The organism is Arthrobacter sp. PvP023, assembly GCF_017832975.1.
Taxonomy (GTDB): Bacteria; Actinomycetota; Actinomycetes; order Actinomycetales; family Micrococcaceae; genus Arthrobacter.
The window spans coordinates 4295801-4315244 of sequence record NZ_JAFIBI010000001.1; the positions used below are offsets into that span (position 1 = coordinate 4295801).

Sequence of the window (19444 nt, forward strand, 5' to 3'; positions counted from 1 at the left end):
GATGCACGACGGCGGCGCCGCACCTTCTCTGGGAAGGTGCGGCGCCGCCGTCGTTATGTTTTTGTCCAGCTGGCTAGCTGTGGTCCGCCATGCGTTCCTTCAGTGCTTCCAGCTCGGAGCGCAGCGCCTCGGGCAGGGAGTCACCGAACTTCGCGTACCACTCCTCGATGGAGGCCAGCTCGGCGTCCCATTCCTCGCGGTCGACGCGGACGGCGTCTTCCACGTGGGCGTGGGTCAGGTCCAGGCCGGTCAGGTCCAGCGAATGGCCCGCCGGCACGAAGCCGATCGGGGTCTCAATGGCGTCAGCCTTGCCTTCGAGGCGCTCGATGGCCCACTTGAGGACACGGGCGTTGTCGCCGAAACCGGGCCACGCGAAGCCGCCGTCCGCCGTGCGGCGGAACCAGTTGACCAGGAAGATGTGCGGCAGGCGCTCCGGGTTGGCCTTGCCTGAGACGCTGATCCAGTGCTTCAGGTAGTCCCCTGCGTCGTAGCCGATGAACGGCAGCATGGCCATCGGGTCACGGCGCAGCACGCCGACCTGACCGGCGGCGGCCGCCGTGGTCTCGGAGGAAAGCGTGGAGCCCATGAAGATGCCGTTGGTCCAGCTCCGGGCCTGGGTCACCAGCGGAACCGTGGTCTTGCGGCGGCCGCCGAAGAGGATGGCTGAAAGCTCCACGCCTTCGGGGCTGTAGTATTCCTCGGCCAGCATGTCGATCTGCGAGATCGGGGTGCAGAAGCGGGAATTCGGGTGGGCGGCCGGCTTGTCCGAATCCGGCGTCCAGGAGTTGCCCTGCCAGTCGGTCAGGTGCGCCGGGGTTTCCTCGGTCATACCCTCCCACCAGACGCCGCCGTCGTCCGTGAGGGCGACGTTGGTGAAGATGCTGTGGCCCTTGGCGATGGCGCGCATGGCGTTGGGGTTGGTGCCCCAGCCGGTGCCCGGGGCGACGCCGAACAGGCCGGCCTCCGGGTTGGTGGCACGCAGCTCGCCTTCCTTGCCGATCCGCATCCAGGTGATGTCGTCACCAAGGGTTTCAACCTCCCAGCCCTCGATGGTGGGGTCAAGCAGGGCGAGGTTGGTCTTGCCGCAGGCCGAGGGGAATGCGGCGGACATGTAGTACGACTTCTTCTCCGGCGAGGTGAGCTTGAGGATAAGCATGTGCTCCGCAAGCCAGCCCTCGTCCCGGGCCATCACAGAGGCGATGCGCAGGGCGTAGCACTTCTTGCCCAGGAGTGCGTTTCCACCGTAGCCGGAGCCGAACGACCAGATGGAACGCTCCTCCGGGAAGTGGACAATCCACTTGTCCGGGTTGCACGGCCATGCGACGTCGGCCTGGCCGGGGGCCAAGGGGGCGCCCAGGGAGTGCAGGGCGGGAACGAAGAATGCGTTCGTGGCGGTGATCTTGTCCAGCACTTCGGTGCCGATGTTGGCCATGATTCGCATGGAGGCAACCACGTAGGCGCTGTCTGTGATCTCCACGCCGAACTTGGGATCCTCCGCGTCAAGGTGGCCCATGACGAACGGGATGACGTACATGGTGCGGCCGCGCATGGAACCGGCGAACAGGCCGCGAAGCTTCTGCTTCATCTCGGCCGGCGCCATCCAGTTATTGGTGAAGCCGGCATCCCGCTCGTTCTCGGAGCAGATGAAGGTCTGCTCTTCAACGCGCGCCACGTCCGCGGGATCGGAGAATGCGGCGAAGGAGTTCGGGAACAGCTCCGGGTTCAGCCTGGTCAGCGTTCCGGCTTCGACCAGCTCGCCCGTGAGGCGGGTGTATTCCTCTTCCGTACCGTCGACCCAGTGGATCCGGTCCGGCTGGGTAAGTTCTGCAACCTCTTCGACCCATGCCAGCAGGCCAGCATGTGTTGTGGGTGCTTTCTCAAGCAGCGGCAGTCGTGCGAGATCGCCCATTGCGGTTCCCTTCCTCGGGTTCAGTGGTGTGTCCTAAATGCTAGGGCTCTAGACCACTGCACTTTTTGGGTCAGACGTGGGATGTCCCGGCGGCGAAAAAGCAAAAACCGCGGAAAATCAAGGAAGTGGATGAAGCAAATCAGGTCTTTTTGTGAGTAAGGTCACATAGACCGGTCTAGTCATGCACATTACACGCCTTTCAATTTGGAACTCGGCGGCAACTCGCGTAAAGTAATTCGAGGTTCAGGGGTGAACGAAAAACTCCCGGAGCCGAGAATGCGCCCATAGCTCAGCTGGATAGAGCGTCTGTCTACGGAACAGAAGGTCAGGGGTTCGAATCCCTTTGGGCGCACAAAGAAGAAAAGATCCGCACCGGTTCGCCGGTGCGGATCTTTTTTGTTTCAATTTGGTACGCGTGCGCCCGTCTCCGGCCGGGTCCGCCTCCGGCCCGGCCTGGCCTGGGCGGGCGACCCCGGGGCGGGCTGCCCCGGTGCGGGCTGCCAGCCCTCAGCCGGACCTACTCGTTTATTGCGTCGTAGATGCGGCGGCGGATGCCGTCGAAATGGCGGTTGAGCCGTTCAGCAGCCAGCGCCTTGTCCCCGTCCGCCACGGCTTCGTAGATGCGGCGGTGGACAGCGGCCGTCTCCGTGAGGTCCTCGGTGCCTGCACCGACTTCCAGGTGGATCTGCCGGTACACCTTCCAGAAAACGGCAAGCAGGCTGATCAGCAGGGCGTTATTGAGCGGTTCGAACAAGCGCCGGTGAAACTCTGCATCCGCTTCCACGAACGTCTCCCCCGCGGCTGCCAGCTCCTCCATCCGGACCACGGATTCCTCAATGGCGGCCAGTTGGCCGGACGTCATGGTGTCCATGGCGCTCCCGATCAGGCCTGATTCGAGCGCCTGCCTGACATCCACCAGTTCCAGCGCTTCCCCTCCCTTGTGGCGCAGCGAGAGCCTACCGCGGAAGGTCAGGCCGTCGGCCAGGGCATCAAAGTTGCTGGGCGCCACAAACATGCCGAACCCGTGCCGGATCTCCACAACACCGAGCGCTTGGAGGACTTTGAGCGATTCCCGGAGGGTATTGCGTCCCACGCCCAGGGCCAGAGCCAGTTCGTTTTCCGTGGGGAGCGGATCGCCCGCTTCAAGTTCACGCTCCAGGATGAGCTCCATGATGTCCGCCTGGAGAGCGCGGAGCCGCGCCTGCGCGCTGAAGCGCGCCTGCGAAGCAACGCCTGGTGTTGTCATGGGTTCCCCTAACCGAGAGTCCTGAACCACCGTACGGAGTGGGTCACAGCAAACAATATTGGATGTCCCACCTTCTGTTAAGCGCCCGCGCCAAACACGGCCCCGATTCCTTGGGCCGCCTCCTGTGGTTTCTTGCCGCAGGCCGTGCCGCCGCCGGGCGTAGTCTGGTGCCATGACGGCCAGAGTTGAACGCGAATTCGATGTCATTGTGATCGGTGCCGGAGCCGTGGGGGAAAACGTCGCGGACCGGGTGGTCCAGGGCGGGCTCACCGCGGTCCTGATCGAGGCGGAGCTGGTGGGCGGCGAGTGCTCCTACTGGGCCTGCATGCCGTCCAAGGCCCTGCTCCGACCCGGGACCGCCCTCCACGGCGCGCAAACGGTCCCCGGCGCCGAGGAGGCGGTCACGCGCACCCTGGATGCCGCGGCGGTCCTAAAACGCCGGGACTACTTCACGTCCAACTGGCAGGATGACAGCCAGGTCAAATGGGTGAAGGACACCGGAATCGAACTGATCCGCGGCCGCGGCCGTCTCACCGGCCCGCGGGCCGTCGAAGTAGCCGGGCGGGACGGCGTCAGCTACCTGCTCTCGGCGAGGCACGCCGTCGTGCTTTCCACCGGTTCGGCACCCACGGCGCCGCCGGTTGCAGGCCTGGCGGGGCTGGACTACTGGACCACCCGCGAGGCCACGTCCGCACGAAGCGTCCCGCAGAGCCTGGCGGTCCTCGGCGGCGGGGTGGCCGGCACCGAACTGGCGCAGGCCTTTGCCCGCCTGGGTTCCGCCGTGACACTCGTGGCCCGCGGCGGGCTACTCAGTATGTACCCGAAGGACGCCACGAGTCTGGTGCTGGCCGGCCTCCGGGCCGACGGCGTGGACGTCCGCCTCAACACCGGCACGGAGCGGGTCAGCAGGAACGGGGACGGCTCGTTCACGGTGGCCCTGGCCGACGGTGACAGCATCAGGGCTGAGCGGCTCCTCGTCGCCACCGGCCGCCATCCCGCACTGGACGGGCTGGGGCTGGAAACCGTGGGACTTGGCGCCGCGGACGGCAAAGTGCCGCCGCTCCGCACGGATACCACCGGCTTGGTTGAGGGCATGGACGGCACCGGCCAGGGCGACGACGGGAACTGGCTCTACGCGGTGGGGGACGCCGCAGGCAAAGTCATGCTGACGCATCAAGGCAAGTACTCGGCGCGTGCCACCGGGGATGCCATCGCAGCGCGGGCCAAAGGAGAGCTGCGGGGTTCACCGAAGCCGTGGAGCCGCTTCGCCCAGACGGCCAACGATCACGCCGTGCCCAACGTGGTGTTCACGGATCCTGAGCTGGCCAGCGTGGGCCGGTCGGCGGAGCAGGCACGGAAGGACGGCTATAACGTGTCCTCGGTGGAGCTTCCCATCAGCGTGGCCGGGTCCTCGCTGCATTCCGAACATTACGAGGGCTGGGCCCAGCTGGTGGTGGACGAGGACAGGAAGGTGGTTCTCGGCGCCACCTTCGCGGGGCCGGACGTTGCCGAACTCCTCCACGCCGCCACCATCGCAGTGGTGGGCGAGGTGCCCCTGGACCGGCTGTGGCACGCGGTGCCGTCCTACCCCACCGTCAGCGAGGTGTGGCTGCGGCTGCTCGAGGAGTACGGCCTCTGACTGGTTGATCACATTCGACCCGGTCTATTTGAACTGACCAGTCAGTTTAGTTAGCCTTGATGCAGACACCCACTGCGAAAGGCTTCCATGCTCTCGGTTCGACAGCTTCATGTGAAAGGCCGGCGTGATGATTTGCTCCCGCCCACTTCACTCCGGGCACGGCGCGGCGAGCTGGTACTGGTTTCCGGGGCCCGCCAGGACCAGAGGACCGCTCTGGCACTGACCCTGAGCGGGCGGATGAAACCGTCTTCCGGTGAGCTTCTCTGGGACGGCGAGGCGAAAACGAAGCGCCTTCGCTCTGCCAGCTCGCTCGTGGACTCCCCCGGGGTCAACGAGCCCGAACAGCACCTGAGCGTGCGGGACCTCGTCACGGAGGACCTCGCCCTGATCCCGCGGCGCTACCGCGGCGCCCTGCTCAGCACGCCGTGGCTCAAGGTCAACCGCTTCGAGGACATCGCCGGCCTGTGGGCGGAACAGCTGGCCCCGGCCAGGCGCATTGAACTGCTTACCGCCCTCTCGCTCGCCAACCCGCACACCGACCTTCTCGTGGTCGACTCCCCCGACCGCCACAGCGCGGTTACCGCGGACTGGCTGCCGCGGCTCCAGGAGCTGGCGTACGACGGCGGCCGGCCCCTCGCCGTCGTCGCCACCGTCGCTGCCCTCCCGGACCACTGGACGGGCCCGGCCGCCGAGATCGGCAACGCCGTCCCCCGCCCTCCCCTCGACAAGAGTTTTTGTCCAGATAACGTGGGCAAAACGGCCCAGAAGTCCCTTGATGTGGACAAAAACTCCAGCCCCGAAACCGAAACAGAGGACGCAAAGTGACTGTGCTGCGGCTGGCCCGCTCCGAACTCAAGCGCATGACCGGCGGGCTGCTGCCCAAGCTGACCATCCTTGCCCTGACCATGGTGCCCCTGCTGTACGGGGCGGTGTACCTGTACGCCAACTGGGATCCGTACAGCAACCTGGACCAGATCGACGCCGCGCTGGTGGTGGAGGACACCGGGGCAACCTCCAGCGATGGCACGCAGCTGCAGGCGGGCCGGAAGGTGGCGGACAGCCTCATCGAAGGTCACGTGTTCAACTGGCAGTCCGTGGATTCCGCCGAACAGGCCGACCAGGGAGTCAGCAGCGGCAAATACGCCTTCGCCCTGAAGATCCCGAAGGATTTCTCCGCCAACCTGGTGTCCCCCGGCAGCTTCGACGCCGCCAACCAGGCCATGCTGAACGTGACCACCAACGACGCCAATAACTACTTGCTAAGCACCATCGTGGACAAGCTGACCACTGCCGTCCACTCGAGCGTGGCCAAGGAAGTGGGCGAGGAAACCGCCAACCAGCTGCTCACCGGCTTGGGCACCATCCACACGCAGATGGTCAAGGCGGCTGACGGCGCAGGCCAGCTTTCCGATGGCGTCAGCAAGCTCCACGACGGCACCGTGGCCCTGCACGAGGGCACCTCGCAGCTCAGCAGCGGTGCCGGCGAGCTCTACAGCGGCCAGCTCAAGCTGCGCGACGGCGCCAACCAGCTGAACGACGGCGCGGCACAGCTCAGCGACGGACTCGGCCAGTTGCAGGACAAGACGGCGTCCCTGCCGGCCGATTCCCAGAAACTGGCCGACGGCGCCGCACAGGTTGCGGCCGGAAACGCCACGCTGAATACCAAGGTGCAGGGCGTCGTCGGGCAATTGAATGCTGCGGACCAGGGATTGCGGAACCGCGTGGTGGAGTCCAACGGCAGGCTGATGGCCGCGGGCATCATTACCCAGGCGCAGGCGGACAGCATCCTCAAGGACTTTGACGCAGCTGCGGCAGCCGGGCCGGTGGCGGACGCCAAGGCAAAAATCCAGTCCGACGCCGCGCAGATCCAGCAGCTCGCGGACGGTTCGGCCGCGGTGAGCGCCGGTGCCGCCAGGCTCGCTGCGGCCATACCTGCCCTGACCGGCGCCATCGCCCAGGCGTCCGCGGGCGCAGACCAGCTGCACACCGGGACTGCCGCTTTGGCCGCCGGCGAGCAAAGCGCCGTGGACGGCACCGCGAAGCTCGCCGAAGGTGCCAGAGCGCTCGACGGCGGTGCGGCGCGGCTTGAGGACGGCGCCGCTACGGCCGCGGGCGGAGCCGGCACCCTGGCCTCGGAGCTCGGCAAGGGCGCCGGCCAGGTGCCCAATCCCGATGACGCCCAGAAGAACAGCCTGTCGAAGGTCATGGCCGATCCCGTGGCTGTCAGCAACGTCTCACAGGCCAAGGCAGGGTCCTACGGAGCCGGCCTGGCACCGTTCTTCCTGACTCTGGCGCTCTGGATCGGCATCTTCATGCTGATCCAGGCCATGCGTCCCGTCACCCAGCGGGCGTTGGCTTCCAACGCGCCGTCGTGGAAGATCGCCCTGGGCGGCTGGCTGCCGTTCCTGGCTGTCTCCGTTGTCCAGGCGAGCCTGCTCACCCTGGTGGTGGATGTGGCGCTGGGCCTCAACCCGGCGCATCCGGTGCTGATGTGGCTGTTCATGCTGGCGGCCGCAATGGCCTTCAGTTCCATCATCCAGGGCATCGTTGCCTTGCTTGGCTCCCCCGGAAAGCTGGTGGTGCTGATCCTGCTGGTGCTCCAGCTGGTGTCCTCAGGCGGCACGTTCCCCTGGCAGACCACACCCCAGCCCCTGCACGTGGTGCATGAAATCCTCCCCATGGGCTACGTGGTGACCGGCATGCGGCACCTGATCTACGGCGCGGACCTGTCCATGATCCTGCCTATCGCGGCGGGCCTGCTTGGCTACACTGTGCTGGGGGCCGCGCTGTCAACGCTGGCCGTCCGCAAGCACAAGTTCTGGACCCTGAAGTCCCTGAAACCGGAGATCGCCGTATGAGCATGCAGGAAGCCGGCGAAAAGAAGCTCCGCCCGGCACGTACCAATGCCACCAAGCAGAAGCTGTTCGACGCTTCCATGGAGCTGATCGGCGAGCGCGGCGCGGCCGGCGTCACCGTGGATGAGATCGCCGCCGCGGCCGGCGTCTCAAAGGGGACCGTGTATTACAACTTCGGCAGCAAGTCCGACCTGATCGCCCAGCTCCTGCGCCACGGGGTGGACATCCTGCACGCCCGGCTGTTGAGCGTGCAGGACTCCTCCGCCGATCCGCTGGCCGCCATGGACGAGATGATCGGCCAGGCGATGGACTTCATGGCGGAGTACCCGTCCTTCGCCAGGCTCTGGGTCAGCGAAAACTGGCGGACCCCCAGCGAATGGCAGGATACCTTTGCGGAGCTCCGGGGCCGCCTGCTCGCAGTGATCGGCGGCGCGATCGAGGGCGTCGCCGCACGGTACCCCGTCGACGAGTCCATCTCCCGGGGCAGCCTGGAGACTGCCATCTTCGGCGCGTGCTTCGTGGTGGGCCTGGACCGCCAGACCTACAACCCTGAACGCACCCGCGAACAAAGCGTCGCGGCCATTATGGCAATCATGCGTGGCTACGTCCGGAAGTAGCCCGCATCGGGGAAGATAAGTCACATGCGCCACATGGGTAACAGCGGACGGATAGCTATCGCAGCGGCCTGTGCCGCCGCGGGGCTCCTGGTGCTGACCGCGATAACGCTCGAAGAGGCCGTGCTGTTCACGTTCCTCGGGGCGGTGGCCGTGGGCTACCTTGCTTGCGTCATCCAGGTGGTGGCACGGGGACGCCACCTTGCCCTGCTGACGGGCGGGATCGGCACCAGCCTGTTCATCGGGTTCACCATCGCGTTCCTGCGCATGTGGGGCTTGGCGTTCACCGCGGAGGCGGATTCACTGGGTGCGGCGGTGACAACCCGGGACTCCGATATCTACTTCTACCTTGCTGCAGTGTCCGGCGCGGGGACGCTCATGGTTCTGTTCGCCGGGGCGGTATGGCCGGCCGGAAAGCGGCTCCAGTCCGGACGCAGCCCGTCCGGACGCAGTCAATCCGGACGGCGCAAGCCCGCGGCAGCGAGGCGGCCGGCGGCCAGACCGACGCCCCGCCCTGCCGCAGGGACCACCTACGGGCGTGTTCCGGCGTCGCGATCCGGAGCGGTCCGTACCCCCGCGGCCAAGCGGCCCGCGTCGTCCTCGGCCAAGTCCGCGGTCCCTCGTGCGGCCCGGCCGGCACCCAAGTCCGCCGCACCCAAATCCGTGCCAAAGCCGGCGGCCAAACCCTCGCCCGCGTCCCCGGCGAAGGCTACATCGCGTCGCTGAGCATGCCATCGCCTTTGGCCGGGTGTGGCGCCCTGCCGGCCCGGCAGGAGGACGGCGATTTCCACCCCGCCCAGCAGCAGGAGTCCGCCTGCCACTTCGGCCGGTGAAGGCACCTCGCCCAGGACCAGCCACGCCGTCGTCATTCCCACCACAGGGACAAGCAGCGTAAACGGAACCACGGCGGACGACGGATAGATTCCCAGGAGCCAGTTCCAGATTCCATAGCCCACCAGGGACCCCAGGACGGCCGTGTAGATCGCACTCAGGATGGTGACCGCCTGCAAGCCTGCGAGGGTGCCGCCCACGGCGGCCGGCCCGTCGATCAACAGGGACAGGCCGATCAGCGGTAGCGGAACCACTGCACCGGACCACACCACAAGGCCCAGGCCGGACGACGCTTTGGCCTGCCGGGCGACGATATTGCCGGCCGCCCAGGACAGTGCAGCAGCCAGGACGATGAGCAGGGGAAGGACCGGGGCGACCATGCTGCGGCCGACCGCCACCACCGCGAGTCCGACCACTCCGAGGACGACGCCGGCAAACTGCCTCACGCTGGGACGCTCACCCAGGATTCCCGCCGCAAGGAGAACAGTCAGCAGCACCTGGGCTTGCAGGACAAGCGAGGCGAGCCCTGCGGGCATGCCTAGCGCCATGGCCAGGTAGAGGAGGCCGAATTGTCCGGCGCTCATGAAGAGGCCGACGCCGACGATGGCCCGCCAACTGACGTCCGGCCTGCGGATGAAGAAGATCCACGGAAAGACGACCAGAACGAAGCGCATGGCAACAAAGAGCAGCGGCGGCACCTCCGTGCCGTTGGCGTGCAGGCCAAGGTCGATCGCAACGAAGTTGGCGCCCCACAGAACAGCCACAAGGACCGCGAGGGCGGAATGGCGAAGGTTCATGCTCCGTGCTGCCGGTTCAGTGCTGGGACGTCAAAGGATGAGGTTTCAAAGATTCCGCGGGCGCTCTCCCGGCGTCCCGTCCGCGCCGCGATCAGGCAAGGGGTCGTGCTTGATGGCGTCGCGGTCGGTGACGTCACGCTGGGCAGCGTCGCGGTCGGTGACGTCCTGCGGGCGTGGTGCGCCCGGTTCAGTCGCGGCTGGTCCGGTATGGCCGGGTTCTGCGGTGTTTGGGACTGCCGTGCCCGGGGCTGCGGTGCCAGGGGCTGTCGCCGGCACGTTGTCCCCGCGACCGCGGGTTCCAGCTTCTGCGCGCGTCTGCGGCTGCGCAGGAACGGTTTCGTCGTGCCGGTCGGCGTCGTGGCGATCAGCCTCGTGCCGGTCGGCGTCATGGCGGTCGGCTGTGACGACGTCCGGATCAACCTCATCGGCCTTGCGGAGCTGCTCCTGCGACGCGGCCCGCACGCGCTCGGCTTCCGCCTGCTTTTCGCGGGCGTCGCGGCGCAGGCGCTCTGCCTCGACCTCGGCCTGCTTGGCATCGGCTTCGGCGCGGGCCGCTTTGGCCTCGCGATCCCGCGCTCCGAGCTCGTCGGCTTTGGCTTTTTCACGCATTTCGGCGGCCCGGTTCCTGTCCGCTTCCACCTTGCGCCGCCGGTTGAAGAAGAGCACCGCTGCTACGATCGCAATCACCACAACGACGCCGATAATGATCCCCACAAGCTGTCCTGAGTCCACGATGATCTCCTTCTAACCGGGGCCGCTGACGAATATCTCCAGTAAACATCACAAACCCCGTGCTGACCATGAACACGGCGGCAGATGGGGCAGGAGTCAGGTGCAAGGGGCTGCCGCGGTCCCCCCAGCGCCCTTAGTGCGCCCGGGGCACCTTGAAGTGCGTGAGCCGGGCATCCTGGCCGTCCAGTTCTGCCCAGGTTTTGTCGGTTTCCAGCACAGTCAGGCCGCTGGTGGGAAACCGGGTGGCGGCGTCCATATAGGCGTCGTGGTTGGAATCGCGCGACGCCAGGTGCATGGCAAGATCCTGGACGCCGGGCATATGGGAGATCACCATCAGCGTCGTCACGGTATCCGGGACGTGGTTGATGACCTTCAGCATGCGCAGCGCCGACGCGCCGTAGAGTCCGTCCTCAAGTTTCGGCGTCGGGGCTTTGTCGCCTAATTCCGCGCACACCCAGGTGCACGTCTGCCGCGTACGCAGCGAACTGGAGCAGAGGATGAAATCGGGAACCACCCCGTGCTTGAGCAGCCATTTCCCGGCCAGGGGAGCCTCACGGTGCCCGCGTTCCTCCAGCGGGCGCTCATGATCGGGCACTCCTCCGGGCCAGTCTGCCTTGGAGTGCCGCATGAGGATCAAACGCCTGATGTGATGCTCGCTCATGCCCCAATCCTAGTGCGGCGGCCCTGCCCCTCAGGTCACGGCCGCCCTGCACAGGGTTCAGTCCTCCAGTACGAAGGTCACTTCAAGCACAACGTGCCACGCGACGACGGCGCCGTCCGCGATTTCGACTTTCTGCTCTTTCACCCACGCCCCCGTGACGCCCCGAAGCGTCTTGTTGGCGCGCTCGATGCCCTCTTTGATGGCTGCATCGAACGAGGTTTTTGAATTAGAGCTCAGGGTTGTAATGCGTGCAACAGACATAGTTCCTCCTGATGGTCGGATGGACGATCAGAGACTACGCCGCACCACCCAGCACCAACAGGGCCATAGGAACTAAGCCGCGGAGGCACAATGCTCCGCGAGCCCACCCGCGGGAAGGCGGCCCTTTCAGCTGGGTCAAGGGCGCTGAAGCGTAGCGGCACATCCCGAAAGCGCCGTTGTTGCGTGAGGAACGAGCGCAGGCGCCGAGGGATTGCGCCGCGAAAGCGAAAGCGCCCGTCCCCCTAGGCAGGGAACGGGCGCTTTCGAACAGGTCTAAGACTAGATGGAGTATTCCGGAGCGGCCCAGACGACGACCTCCGGGTGCTCGTAGAACCGGTAGCCCTGGCCGCGTACCGTGCGGACGGTGTTGGCGAGGCGGCCCAGCTTGGAGCGGAGGCGGCGGATGTGGACGTCGATGGTGCGCTCGTTGGGGACCTCTTCGGCGTTGCGCCACAGGCCCTCGAGCAGTTCGTCGCGGCCCACGGTGCGGGTGCCGTTTTCGACGAGGTAGTTGAGGAGTTCGAACTCCTTGAACGTGAGGTTCAGGGAGTCGCCGTCGAGGTGGACTTCGCGGCGGGCCAGGTCGATGAGGACGCCGGACGGCCGGGGATCCTGCGGCTGGGGAAGCCGGGTGGTCTCGGTGCGCTGCCGGGAGTTGACGGTGGGGTCGCCGAAGGTGGACCGTACGACGTCGAGCGCGGAACCCGGGGCGCTGGCGGGGGCTACAGCCACCGCGGCGTAGCTCTCCGCACCGGAGACGAGCGACTGGGCGTAGGCGCGGATTTCCTGGGCAAGTTTCGCGATGGAGGTTCCGGCTGCTGCCGCAGTCTCCTCGTCGATGCCCATGTAGAGGACAAATCCACGGGCTACGTTTTCGTTTGCGACGGGGCGGACGGCGCTGCCGTTGGCCGGTGCAATCACAGGGGTGGGGGCCGTCTGCGGGGCGGCTTCGGCGGCCGGGACAGCGCGAAGCTGGCCGTAGGAGTTCGGGTTGTAGCCCTGGGGCGCGTAGCCGGGGGCTGGGAAGCTGTTGCCGGGGGCTGCCGGGGCGAACGCCGGACGGGCGCCGAATCCTTGGCGGAGGCCTGAGGGCTGGCCGCCCTTGTTGGCGTTTCGGACGGAGATGTGGACGTATCCAGATGCAACTGACATGGAATGCTTACCTCAATGTGAATGGCCGTCATCGCGGCTCGAATGCTGTCTTTCCCCGCAATGAGATCTGGGGAGGGGCGCCCGACGCTGGGCTAGGGGCGAATGCCTAAAAACTTCTCGGGGTGGGGAAGTTAGGCGTGCATTCGACAACAGCGCATGTCTTCGCCAGCGGGTGGGCTGGTCCAGGATTCTGCGGCTGCAGGTGCTGTTGAGTTCTTGTTCACAATTGAAGTGTGCAACGTAACAATGAAAACTTGCAAGTAACAATGGACACTATGGTCCGCATCGTGAGACAAAATCCCGCATTGTGGTCCAAATCACGATTCTGAAATGCCAATAATATAACAGGTGTTTTCAGAACGATCGATCGGATTCTCTCCATAGCCGAATTTTCTTCTCCGGAACCCGTCTTTTCGGTGCGAAAATTCAGTCAGCTTGGAATTGCTGAAATACGGAGGACGCGCTTTGCACATGTCCAGCCCCCGGCCGGGCTACACAGAAAAATTCCGTCCCCCGTAGCCCCGCCGTCCCGCCGGCCGGCTCAGTTGGACTGTCCGGTGAGCGTCGCTACTACCAGCTGGACGGACTCCGCCGGGAAGCTGTCACCATCCTTTCCCGCAACGACTCGTACCATCGCCCCGGACACGATGTCAGCCACAGTGAGCTGGCTGGTGCCCGTAGCGCCGGACTGTTGACGCCTTCGTTGCTGATTGCTCACCGTCACGTCCGAACCGAGTGAATAGGTGCGGCTGAAGCCGTCCGTGCTCTTGACTGTCACGGAGCCCGAGTTCACCTCGGTGACCGTTCCCTGCTGCTCCACCCTGGTCACGTAGGCGCCGTCCTCGAGGGCCACGTACTCGGCGTGAACTGCGGCGGACACTCCGGCGCCCATTCCGCCCAATCCATCCGGGGCGAAGTTGCCGGGGCCGCCCTGGGGCGGCATCCCGCCGTCGGCAAAACCGCCCTGCGCGCCGCCGCGGCCGCCCGGCGATGTTTCCTGCAGTCCACCTGCACCTGCGCCGCCCGTGCCGTCAGCCGCCGCAGAGCTGGAGGTCAGCGCATAGATGCCCACGCCGGCCCCGCCTGCGAGAACAGCCGCCGCTCCGGCGGCGGGGTACCCCAGCTAGCGGACGGCCGGGATGATCCCCATCCCGCCTCGGGCAGCGAACCGGAAGCAGCGGCCGACGGCGGCACTCCCCACCCGGACGCCTGCCCGCCGTTGGCGGGGCTGCTCACGGGGATGTTCACACGACCGCCTGCAGGGACCGGCCGGTCTTCCGGGGTCCCGTCGGAATCGTTGTCCGGAACCGGCGTGCTGTGGTGGTTGTTCATGGCGTACTCCTTGGGCCTGGGGCTTTGTCCACCCAGACTCCGAAGCGTTCCTGTGCGGAGCCTGTGCGGGGCAAGAGGTCAAGCTGTGACCTTTCCGAAGCTGGTTTCACCCCGGGAATGCAGCCGATCCTCGCCGGGCAGCCCACGGAGGGCCCGGCGTTGCGTTCAGCTCGCTAGGCTGGGATTCACAGCTGGCCCACAGGATCCCCATAGGGCCGGCTAAACCGCAGATCGGAGAGTTGTCCCATGGCCACTTCGCACTCCATGACTAACAACCTTCCCCAGCTCACCCACCCGGACGGCTCCCCCATCCGTGCCCTGGTGGTTGACGACGAACCCAGCCTCTCCGAGCTCATGAGCATGGGCCTGCGGATGGCAGGCTGGTCCGTTGCCGTCGCCGGAGACGGCCCGGAAGCCGTAAAACTTGCCAAGGAGTTCCGCCCGGACGTGCTGGTGCTGGACGTGATGCTCCCGGGGTTCGACGGCGTTGAGCTGCTCACCAGGATCCGCGCCTTCGCGCCGGAGGTGCCTGCCCTCTTCCTGACGGCCAAGGACGCCGTCCAGGACCGCATCCTCGGCCTGGCGGCCGGCGGCGACGACTACGTCACCAAGCCCTTCAGCATGGAAGAGGTGCTCCTTCGCCTGCACCGGCTGGTCCAGCGCTCCGGAGTGGCCGCCATGGACACCGCGGAACTGGTGGTGGGCGACCTCGTCCTCAACATTGACACGCGCGAAGTGACCCGGGCCGGGGAGGAACTGCAGCTGACCGCCACCCAGTTCGAGCTCCTCCGCTACCTCATGGAGAACCCCAAGCGGGTGGTCAGCAAGGCCCAGATCCTGGACCGCGTATGGGACTACGACTTCGGCGGCCAGGCCAACATCGTGGAACTCTACATTTCCTACCTGCGCAAGAAGGTGGATGCCACGCACCCGCCCATGATCCACACTGTCCGCGGCGCGGGCTACGTCATCAAACCGGCGGATTGAGCGGTGCCCACACTCTCCGGCGAAACCCGCAAAGACCGCCGCCGCTGGCTTGATCCTTCGACCTGGCACCTCCGCACCCGGCTGGTACTCGTGGCCATGGCACTCCTTGTGGCGATCTGCGGCGCGATCGGCCTGTTCAGCTATGCCTCCATGGATTCCTTCCTGACCAGGCAGCTTGATGAACGACTGGGGCAGGCCTCACGGCTATCGAACGAGGCGGGACGGCCACGCCCCAGCAACCCGTCCGGCAGGCAGGACGGGTTCGAAGGCCCGGGCCAAGGTGTCGGGACGCTCATCGCGCGCATAGATGACGGGAATGTCAGCAGCGCCGGGTTCCTCGCCAAAGACGCCACCGTGGCGTCCCTCTCCCCCGAGGATAACCAGGTTCTTTTGGCACTCCAGCACGACGGAACGCCCGTCGATCGGGCACTGTCCACCGGCTCCTACCGCCTGGTGGCGGTGGCGGCGCCATACGGGGACGTGATTGTCACCGGGCTCCCCCTCAACGAGAAACAGAACACGCTCAACTCCTTGGTATGGACGATGGTGATCGTGTCGATGGGCGGCCTGGTACTGATCGGCCTTGCCGGAACGGTGCTGATCCGACGCACCATGAAACCCCTCGAGCAACTGTCCGAGGTCGCCACGCAGGTTTCGAAACTGCCGCTCGACGCCGGCGAGGTGGCCCTCGCAGTCCGCGTGCCGCCGTCGAACGCGCATCCCGGAACCGAAGTGGGCAGTGTGGGGCACGCCCTCAACCTCATGCTGGATAACGTCTCCAAGGCGCTTGAGGCCCGGCAACAGAGCGAAACCAAGGTGCGCCAGTTCGTGGCCGATGCCTCGCACGAGCTGCGCACGCCGCTCACCGCTATCCGCGGCTACACGGAACTCATGCGGATGACCGAGGACTTCACCCCGGACGGCCAGAAATCGCTGGCCAGGGTGCAGAGCCAGTCCGAACGGATGACCACCCTGGTGGAGGACCTCCTGCTGTTGGCCAGGTTGGACGAAGGCCAGCCGCTCAAGATCAGCGATGTGGACCTGACGCAGCTTGCGGTGGAAACCGTCAGCGACGAGAAGGTCATGGCACCGGACCGCATCTGGCAGCTGGAGCTCCCGGAAGAGCCCGTGGTGGTCCGCGGGGATGCCAAGCAGCTGCACCAGGTGATGGCCAACCTGCTCTCCAATGCCCGCAAGCACACGGAACCGGGCACCACCGTGGTCACCGGAGTGATGCGGTCGGCCGACGGCAGCGCTGTGGTGACCGTAACGGACAACGGTGCCGGGATCCCGCCGGAATTTGTGGACCGGGTTTTCGCCCGCTTTGCCCGGGCTGACGCCGCGCGAACCAGTCCTGCAGGTTCCGCGTCGGGTTCCGGCGGCGCGGGCGCTGCGGCTGCCGAGGGCACGAGCGGGCTGGGGCTGTCGATCGTGCAGTCGATTGTGGAGGCGCATGGTGGAACCGTCGAGGTCACTTCCCGCCCGGGACGCACAGAGTTTGCGCTGCGCCTCCCGGGAGAAGCACCGGAAGCGTAGCCGCACCGGAAGCCCGGCCTGCAGTGCAGGCAGTTACGCAAGCCAACGCGCCGCCGTCGTGATCCTCGTTACCGAAATGTGACTTAATCGCAAGATTCCTGTACCGTTTTTGGAGTGCGGCCACCGTTCCGGCCGCATATCCGGATGGACGCCAAACTCTGCCGCTACCCGGGTTTCCTCATGATCAGGCAGAGGCGGGGGACCCAGGTCTCCGGGCATTCTGCATTGCCGCCCTTGGGGTGAAGCCGACACGTGAAGTTCCGTGCGGCCGGATGACCTCATCCGAACCCGACAGCTAACTCCGCCGGCATCGAGAGGCAACCATGACTAAATCCACGCCAGAAGTACGTCCTGAGCCCGCTTCCCGCACGTCCGCAGCGCCTGCGCACCGCTCACGCCACCGCGCCGAACCAGCCGCCAAGACGTCCCCGTTGTCCCGGTTCGCGGCCAGCCTGCAGGGCTCCGGCCGCCGGGCCGCAGTAGTAACCACCGCCTGCGCGGTGCTGATTGGCGTCGGCGCCGCCGGCCAGGCTTCCGAACCCGCCGCCCCCGCAACATCGGCAACGGGCGCGGGAAGTGCCGCAACCACTGCCGACGCCGAATCGAAGCTCGCGTTCGAAAAAATCCTCGTTTCCGCCATGCCCGCTCCGTCCTCTGTCAGCGTGAACGCGCAGTCCTCCGGGGAGAAGCCGTCGGAGGAGAAGGCACCGGAAGCGCCTGCGGCCGCCGCCGCTCCTGCACCTGCCGCGGCCCCCGAACCGGCTCCGGCCCCGGCACCGCCCGTAGCTGTTGACGATCCCGCAGCTGCCCAGGCGTATGCCGCCTCGCAGCTCGGAACGTACGGCTGGGCGGCTGACCAGATGCAGTGCCTCACCACGCTCTGGACCAAGGAATCGGATTGGAAGACCACTGCCACGAACGCCAGCAGTGGCGCGTACGGCATCGTCCAGTCGCTGCCGGCGGAAAAGATGGCCAGCGCCGGGTCCGACTATCTGACCAACTTCCGCACCCAGATCAACTGGGGCCTGAATTACGTAAAGGAACGGTACGGCTCCCCTTGCGGCGCCCTGGACTTCCACTACGCCAACAACTGGTACTAAACCGGCACACGAAGCCATCTTGGCTCGCAACACCGGAGGCCCCGAATCCATGCTTGGGTTCGGGGCCTCCGGCCGTATTGGCGTGGTGCTTCTTGTTGGACGGGACCTTCTCTCCGTTACGGAGCCACAAGGTTTTCACAAGGTCGAGGAGTGACTCTGGGTCGCCGCCGCTTTCAATCGTCTTCCCAGCGGCTGCCGGCCCAGCGCCGTCATCAAGATGCAGGGAGCACAACAATGAAAAAATGGTTAGTTCCGACGGCCGTCCTGGCCTCAATCTTCGCAGCCGCCGCTCCGGCCGCCGCCGCCCCTTCGGGCCCGCCGATCACCGTGGACGGACCCGCCACCTTCACGAGCTGTGGATTTCCTGTCACCGGTGAAGTCACCGGCAAGGCCAAGAACATCACGACTCCCTCCGGGGACATCATCAGCACTTCCCCGAGGCTGAAGATAACGCTGACGGGGCCAGACGGAAAGACCGCCAGTTACGTCATCACGGGCGTCCTTTTCTTTTCGTTCCCGAGCGAGAACGTGGTCGAGGTGAAGGCTACGGGCAATAGCCTCCTTCAGCTCCCGTCTCCTGACGGGCTATTCCTCACACGGGGTAATGTCAACTTCTCTGTGGATTCCAAAGGCAACGAATTGCGGAGATTCTCAGGATCCGGCACTGCCACGAACATCTGTTCGCTACTCGCCCCTGACGCATAAACCGCGGCTGCGGTGCTCCCACCAATGACGGCGGGAGCACCGCTGCCGCTTCCGTTCCTGTTCCGGTCCTGACAGAGCCCACAGCAGCTGCACAGCTTTGGCCTAAATCCTTCATATGCTGCGGCGCCATAGTTGAACCATGACGCCCACAGACCTGGCCACGGGAACCCTGCTGCACCCGCAACCGCGGGCCGCCGTCGACGCCCGGCCGGGTCCTCCCGCCCCGACGTTCCCCCGGCAGGGTCGCGTCCGTCGGGCGCCCGTTGATACGCACATGACCGGCACCACAGGAACCGCTGCGCCGGTGCTGGATGTAGTCATCCCGGTCTATAACGAGGAACAGGGTCTGGAGCAATCCCTGCGGCAGCTCCACTTGTACCTGGCCGATACGTTTCCCTACCCGTTCCGGATTACGGTGGCGGACAATTCCAGCACCGACGGCACGCTCAAGACCGCCGAGCGTGTGGCCCGGGAACTACGCGAGGTCACCGTGGTCCGGCTCACCTCCAAAGGCCGCGGCAACGCGCTCCGCACCGTGTGGCTGGCCTCGCCGTCACCCGTGCTGGCCTACATGGACGTGAGTCTTTCCAGCGACCTCGCTGCGCTCGCCCCCTTGGTCGCCCCGCTTCTTTCCGGGCACTCGGACCTGGCGATCGGATCGCGGCTGGCACGAACTTCCCGCGTTGTCCGCGGACCGTGGCGGGGGTTCATCTCCCGCGGGTACAACGTTCTGCTGCATGCGCTGATGGGTGCGCGTTTCAGCGACGCGCAGTGCGGCTTCAAGGCTATCCGCGCAGATGTTGCCCGGCACATCCTGCCGCATACGGCTGACACCGCATGGTTCTTTGACACCGAACTGCTGGTCCTGGCCGAAAGATGCGGACTCCGCGTACACGAGGTCCCGGTGGACTGGACCGACGGTGGCGACGCCGGTGTGGACCTTTTCCAGACCGCGCTCGCCGATCTTCGCGGCATGGTCCGCCTCAGCCGCGACCTGGCGGCCGGCCGTATTCCGGTTCCGGAACTGCGGGCCCAACTCGCGCCGGGTGTTCCACCGCCGCGATGACGGTTAAACCGCCGCGATGAC

At 66.0% G+C, this 19444-nt stretch carries 18 protein-coding genes, 1 tRNA gene and 1 riboswitch; of the genes, 10 read left to right on the plus strand and 9 right to left on the minus strand.

Going from position 1 to position 19444, the window contains the following annotated elements; genetic code table 11:
- Positions 1-73 precede the first annotated feature (73 nt).
- Positions 74-1909, minus strand: coding sequence for a phosphoenolpyruvate carboxykinase (GTP) (locus JOE31_RS19430; RefSeq protein WP_209747372.1), 1836 nt, complete (start codon positions 1907-1909; stop codon positions 74-76).
- A 278-nt stretch (positions 1910-2187) separates the two neighbouring features.
- Between JOE31_RS19430 and JOE31_RS19435 the strand changes: the two genes are divergently transcribed.
- Positions 2188-2261 (plus strand) — tRNA-Arg (locus JOE31_RS19435).
- Positions 2262-2426: 165 nt separating this feature from the next.
- Here JOE31_RS19435 and JOE31_RS19440 read toward each other — a convergent pair.
- The gene (locus JOE31_RS19440; protein WP_209747374.1) at positions 2427-3155 is read right to left on the minus strand and encodes a FadR/GntR family transcriptional regulator; all 729 of its coding nucleotides are present in this window, start codon (positions 3153-3155) and stop codon (positions 2427-2429) included.
- Positions 3156-3327: 172 nt separating this feature from the next.
- Between JOE31_RS19440 and JOE31_RS19445 the strand changes: the two genes are divergently transcribed.
- From JOE31_RS19445 to JOE31_RS19460, 4 genes are all read left to right on the plus strand, one after another.
- Positions 3328-4794, plus strand: coding sequence for an NAD(P)/FAD-dependent oxidoreductase (locus tag JOE31_RS19445; RefSeq protein WP_209747390.1), 1467 nt, complete (start codon positions 3328-3330; stop codon positions 4792-4794).
- Between the two features lie 87 nt (positions 4795-4881).
- Positions 4882-5619: an ABC transporter ATP-binding protein gene (locus tag JOE31_RS19450; protein WP_209747392.1), complete on the plus strand. Its 738-nt coding sequence runs from the start codon at positions 4882-4884 to the stop codon at positions 5617-5619.
- A complete protein-coding gene (locus JOE31_RS19455; RefSeq protein ID WP_209747394.1) occupies positions 5616-7652 on the plus strand; it encodes a YhgE/Pip family protein in 2037 nt (678 codons plus the stop codon). The genes JOE31_RS19450 and JOE31_RS19455 overlap by 4 nt, the downstream gene beginning before the upstream one ends.
- The gene (locus tag JOE31_RS19460) at positions 7649-8266 is read left to right on the plus strand and encodes a TetR/AcrR family transcriptional regulator (protein WP_209747396.1); all 618 of its coding nucleotides are present in this window, start codon (positions 7649-7651) and stop codon (positions 8264-8266) included. Before JOE31_RS19455 ends, JOE31_RS19460 begins: the two co-directional genes overlap by 4 nt.
- 527 nt (positions 8267-8793) lie before the next feature.
- On the opposite strand, the gene JOE31_RS19465 is transcribed toward JOE31_RS19460, so the two are convergent.
- The 7 genes from JOE31_RS19465 to JOE31_RS19495 form a co-directional block, all read right to left on the minus strand.
- On the minus strand, positions 8794-9891 hold the full coding sequence (locus JOE31_RS19465) for an EamA family transporter (protein WP_209747397.1): 1098 nt from the start codon (positions 9889-9891) through the stop codon (positions 8794-8796).
- Between the two features lie 45 nt (positions 9892-9936).
- A complete protein-coding gene (locus tag JOE31_RS19470; RefSeq protein ID WP_245199273.1) occupies positions 9937-10623 on the minus strand; it encodes a hypothetical protein in 687 nt (228 codons plus the stop codon).
- Positions 10624-10756: 133 nt separating this feature from the next.
- On the minus strand, positions 10757-11284 hold the full coding sequence (locus tag JOE31_RS19475) for a histidine phosphatase family protein (protein ID WP_209747399.1): 528 nt from the start codon (positions 11282-11284) through the stop codon (positions 10757-10759).
- 57 nt (positions 11285-11341) lie between these two features.
- Positions 11342-11545, minus strand: a complete 204-nt coding sequence (locus JOE31_RS19480; protein WP_011690525.1) for a dodecin family protein — start codon at positions 11543-11545, stop codon at positions 11342-11344.
- A gap of 279 nt (positions 11546-11824) precedes the next feature.
- Positions 11825-12697 (minus strand): winged helix-turn-helix domain-containing protein, encoded by an 873-nt coding sequence (locus tag JOE31_RS19485; protein WP_011690524.1) that lies wholly within the window; start codon positions 12695-12697, stop codon positions 11825-11827.
- A gap of 541 nt (positions 12698-13238) precedes the next feature.
- Positions 13239-13769 (minus strand): hypothetical protein, encoded by a 531-nt coding sequence (locus JOE31_RS19490; RefSeq protein ID WP_209747401.1) that lies wholly within the window; start codon positions 13767-13769, stop codon positions 13239-13241.
- Positions 13751-14029, minus strand: a complete 279-nt coding sequence (locus JOE31_RS19495) for a hypothetical protein (RefSeq protein WP_209747403.1) — start codon at positions 14027-14029, stop codon at positions 13751-13753. Before JOE31_RS19495 ends, JOE31_RS19490 begins: the two co-directional genes overlap by 19 nt.
- Before the next feature lie 246 nt (positions 14030-14275).
- Between JOE31_RS19495 and JOE31_RS19500 the strand changes: the two genes are divergently transcribed.
- From JOE31_RS19500 to JOE31_RS19520, 5 genes are all read left to right on the plus strand, one after another.
- The gene (locus JOE31_RS19500; protein WP_028271072.1) at positions 14276-15016 is read left to right on the plus strand and encodes a response regulator transcription factor; all 741 of its coding nucleotides are present in this window, start codon (positions 14276-14278) and stop codon (positions 15014-15016) included.
- A 3-nt stretch (positions 15017-15019) separates the two neighbouring features.
- Positions 15020-16552, plus strand: coding sequence for a HAMP domain-containing sensor histidine kinase (locus tag JOE31_RS19505; RefSeq protein ID WP_209747405.1), 1533 nt, complete (start codon positions 15020-15022; stop codon positions 16550-16552).
- Positions 16553-16691: 139 nt separating this feature from the next.
- Positions 16692-16876, plus strand: a riboswitch (cyclic di-AMP (ydaO/yuaA leader).
- On the plus strand, positions 16876-17652 hold the full coding sequence (locus tag JOE31_RS19510) for a hypothetical protein (RefSeq protein ID WP_209747407.1): 777 nt from the start codon (positions 16876-16878) through the stop codon (positions 17650-17652). It overlaps the preceding riboswitch by 1 nt.
- A 150-nt stretch (positions 17653-17802) precedes the next feature.
- Positions 17803-18357 (plus strand): hypothetical protein, encoded by a 555-nt coding sequence (locus JOE31_RS19515; protein ID WP_209747409.1) that lies wholly within the window; start codon positions 17803-17805, stop codon positions 18355-18357.
- A gap of 139 nt (positions 18358-18496) precedes the next feature.
- Positions 18497-19423, plus strand: coding sequence for a dolichyl-phosphate beta-glucosyltransferase (locus JOE31_RS19520; RefSeq protein WP_209747411.1), 927 nt, complete (start codon positions 18497-18499; stop codon positions 19421-19423).
- The last annotated feature ends 21 nt before the right edge of the window (positions 19424-19444 follow it).

Excerpts from the sequence above, each read along its gene's own strand:
- JOE31_RS19430 (WP_209747372.1), bottom strand. The coding sequence starts at position 1,909 with ATGGGCGATCTCGCACGACTGCCGCTGCTTGAGAAAGCACCCACAACA.
- JOE31_RS19440 (WP_209747374.1), bottom strand. The coding sequence starts at position 3,155 with ATGACAACACCAGGCGTTGCTTCGCAGGCGCGCTTCAGCGCGCAGGCG.
- JOE31_RS19445 (WP_209747390.1), top strand. The coding sequence starts at position 3,328 with ATGACGGCCAGAGTTGAACGCGAATTCGATGTCATTGTGATCGGTGCC.
- JOE31_RS19450 (WP_209747392.1), top strand. The coding sequence starts at position 4,882 with ATGCTCTCGGTTCGACAGCTTCATGTGAAAGGCCGGCGTGATGATTTG.
- JOE31_RS19460 (WP_209747396.1), top strand. The coding sequence starts at position 7,649 with ATGAGCATGCAGGAAGCCGGCGAAAAGAAGCTCCGCCCGGCACGTACC.
- JOE31_RS19465 (WP_209747397.1), bottom strand. The coding sequence starts at position 9,891 with ATGAACCTTCGCCATTCCGCCCTCGCGGTCCTTGTGGCTGTTCTGTGG.
- JOE31_RS19475 (WP_209747399.1), bottom strand. The coding sequence starts at position 11,284 with ATGAGCGAGCATCACATCAGGCGTTTGATCCTCATGCGGCACTCCAAG.
- JOE31_RS19480 (WP_011690525.1), bottom strand. The coding sequence starts at position 11,545 with ATGTCTGTTGCACGCATTACAACCCTGAGCTCTAATTCAAAAACCTCG.
- JOE31_RS19485 (WP_011690524.1), bottom strand. The coding sequence starts at position 12,697 with ATGTCAGTTGCATCTGGATACGTCCACATCTCCGTCCGAAACGCCAAC.
- JOE31_RS19495 (WP_209747403.1), bottom strand. The coding sequence starts at position 14,029 with ATGAACAACCACCACAGCACGCCGGTTCCGGACAACGATTCCGACGGG.
- JOE31_RS19500 (WP_028271072.1), top strand. The coding sequence starts at position 14,276 with ATGGCCACTTCGCACTCCATGACTAACAACCTTCCCCAGCTCACCCAC.
- JOE31_RS19510 (WP_209747407.1), top strand. The coding sequence starts at position 16,876 with ATGACTAAATCCACGCCAGAAGTACGTCCTGAGCCCGCTTCCCGCACG.
- JOE31_RS19520 (WP_209747411.1), top strand. The coding sequence starts at position 18,497 with ATGACGCCCACAGACCTGGCCACGGGAACCCTGCTGCACCCGCAACCG.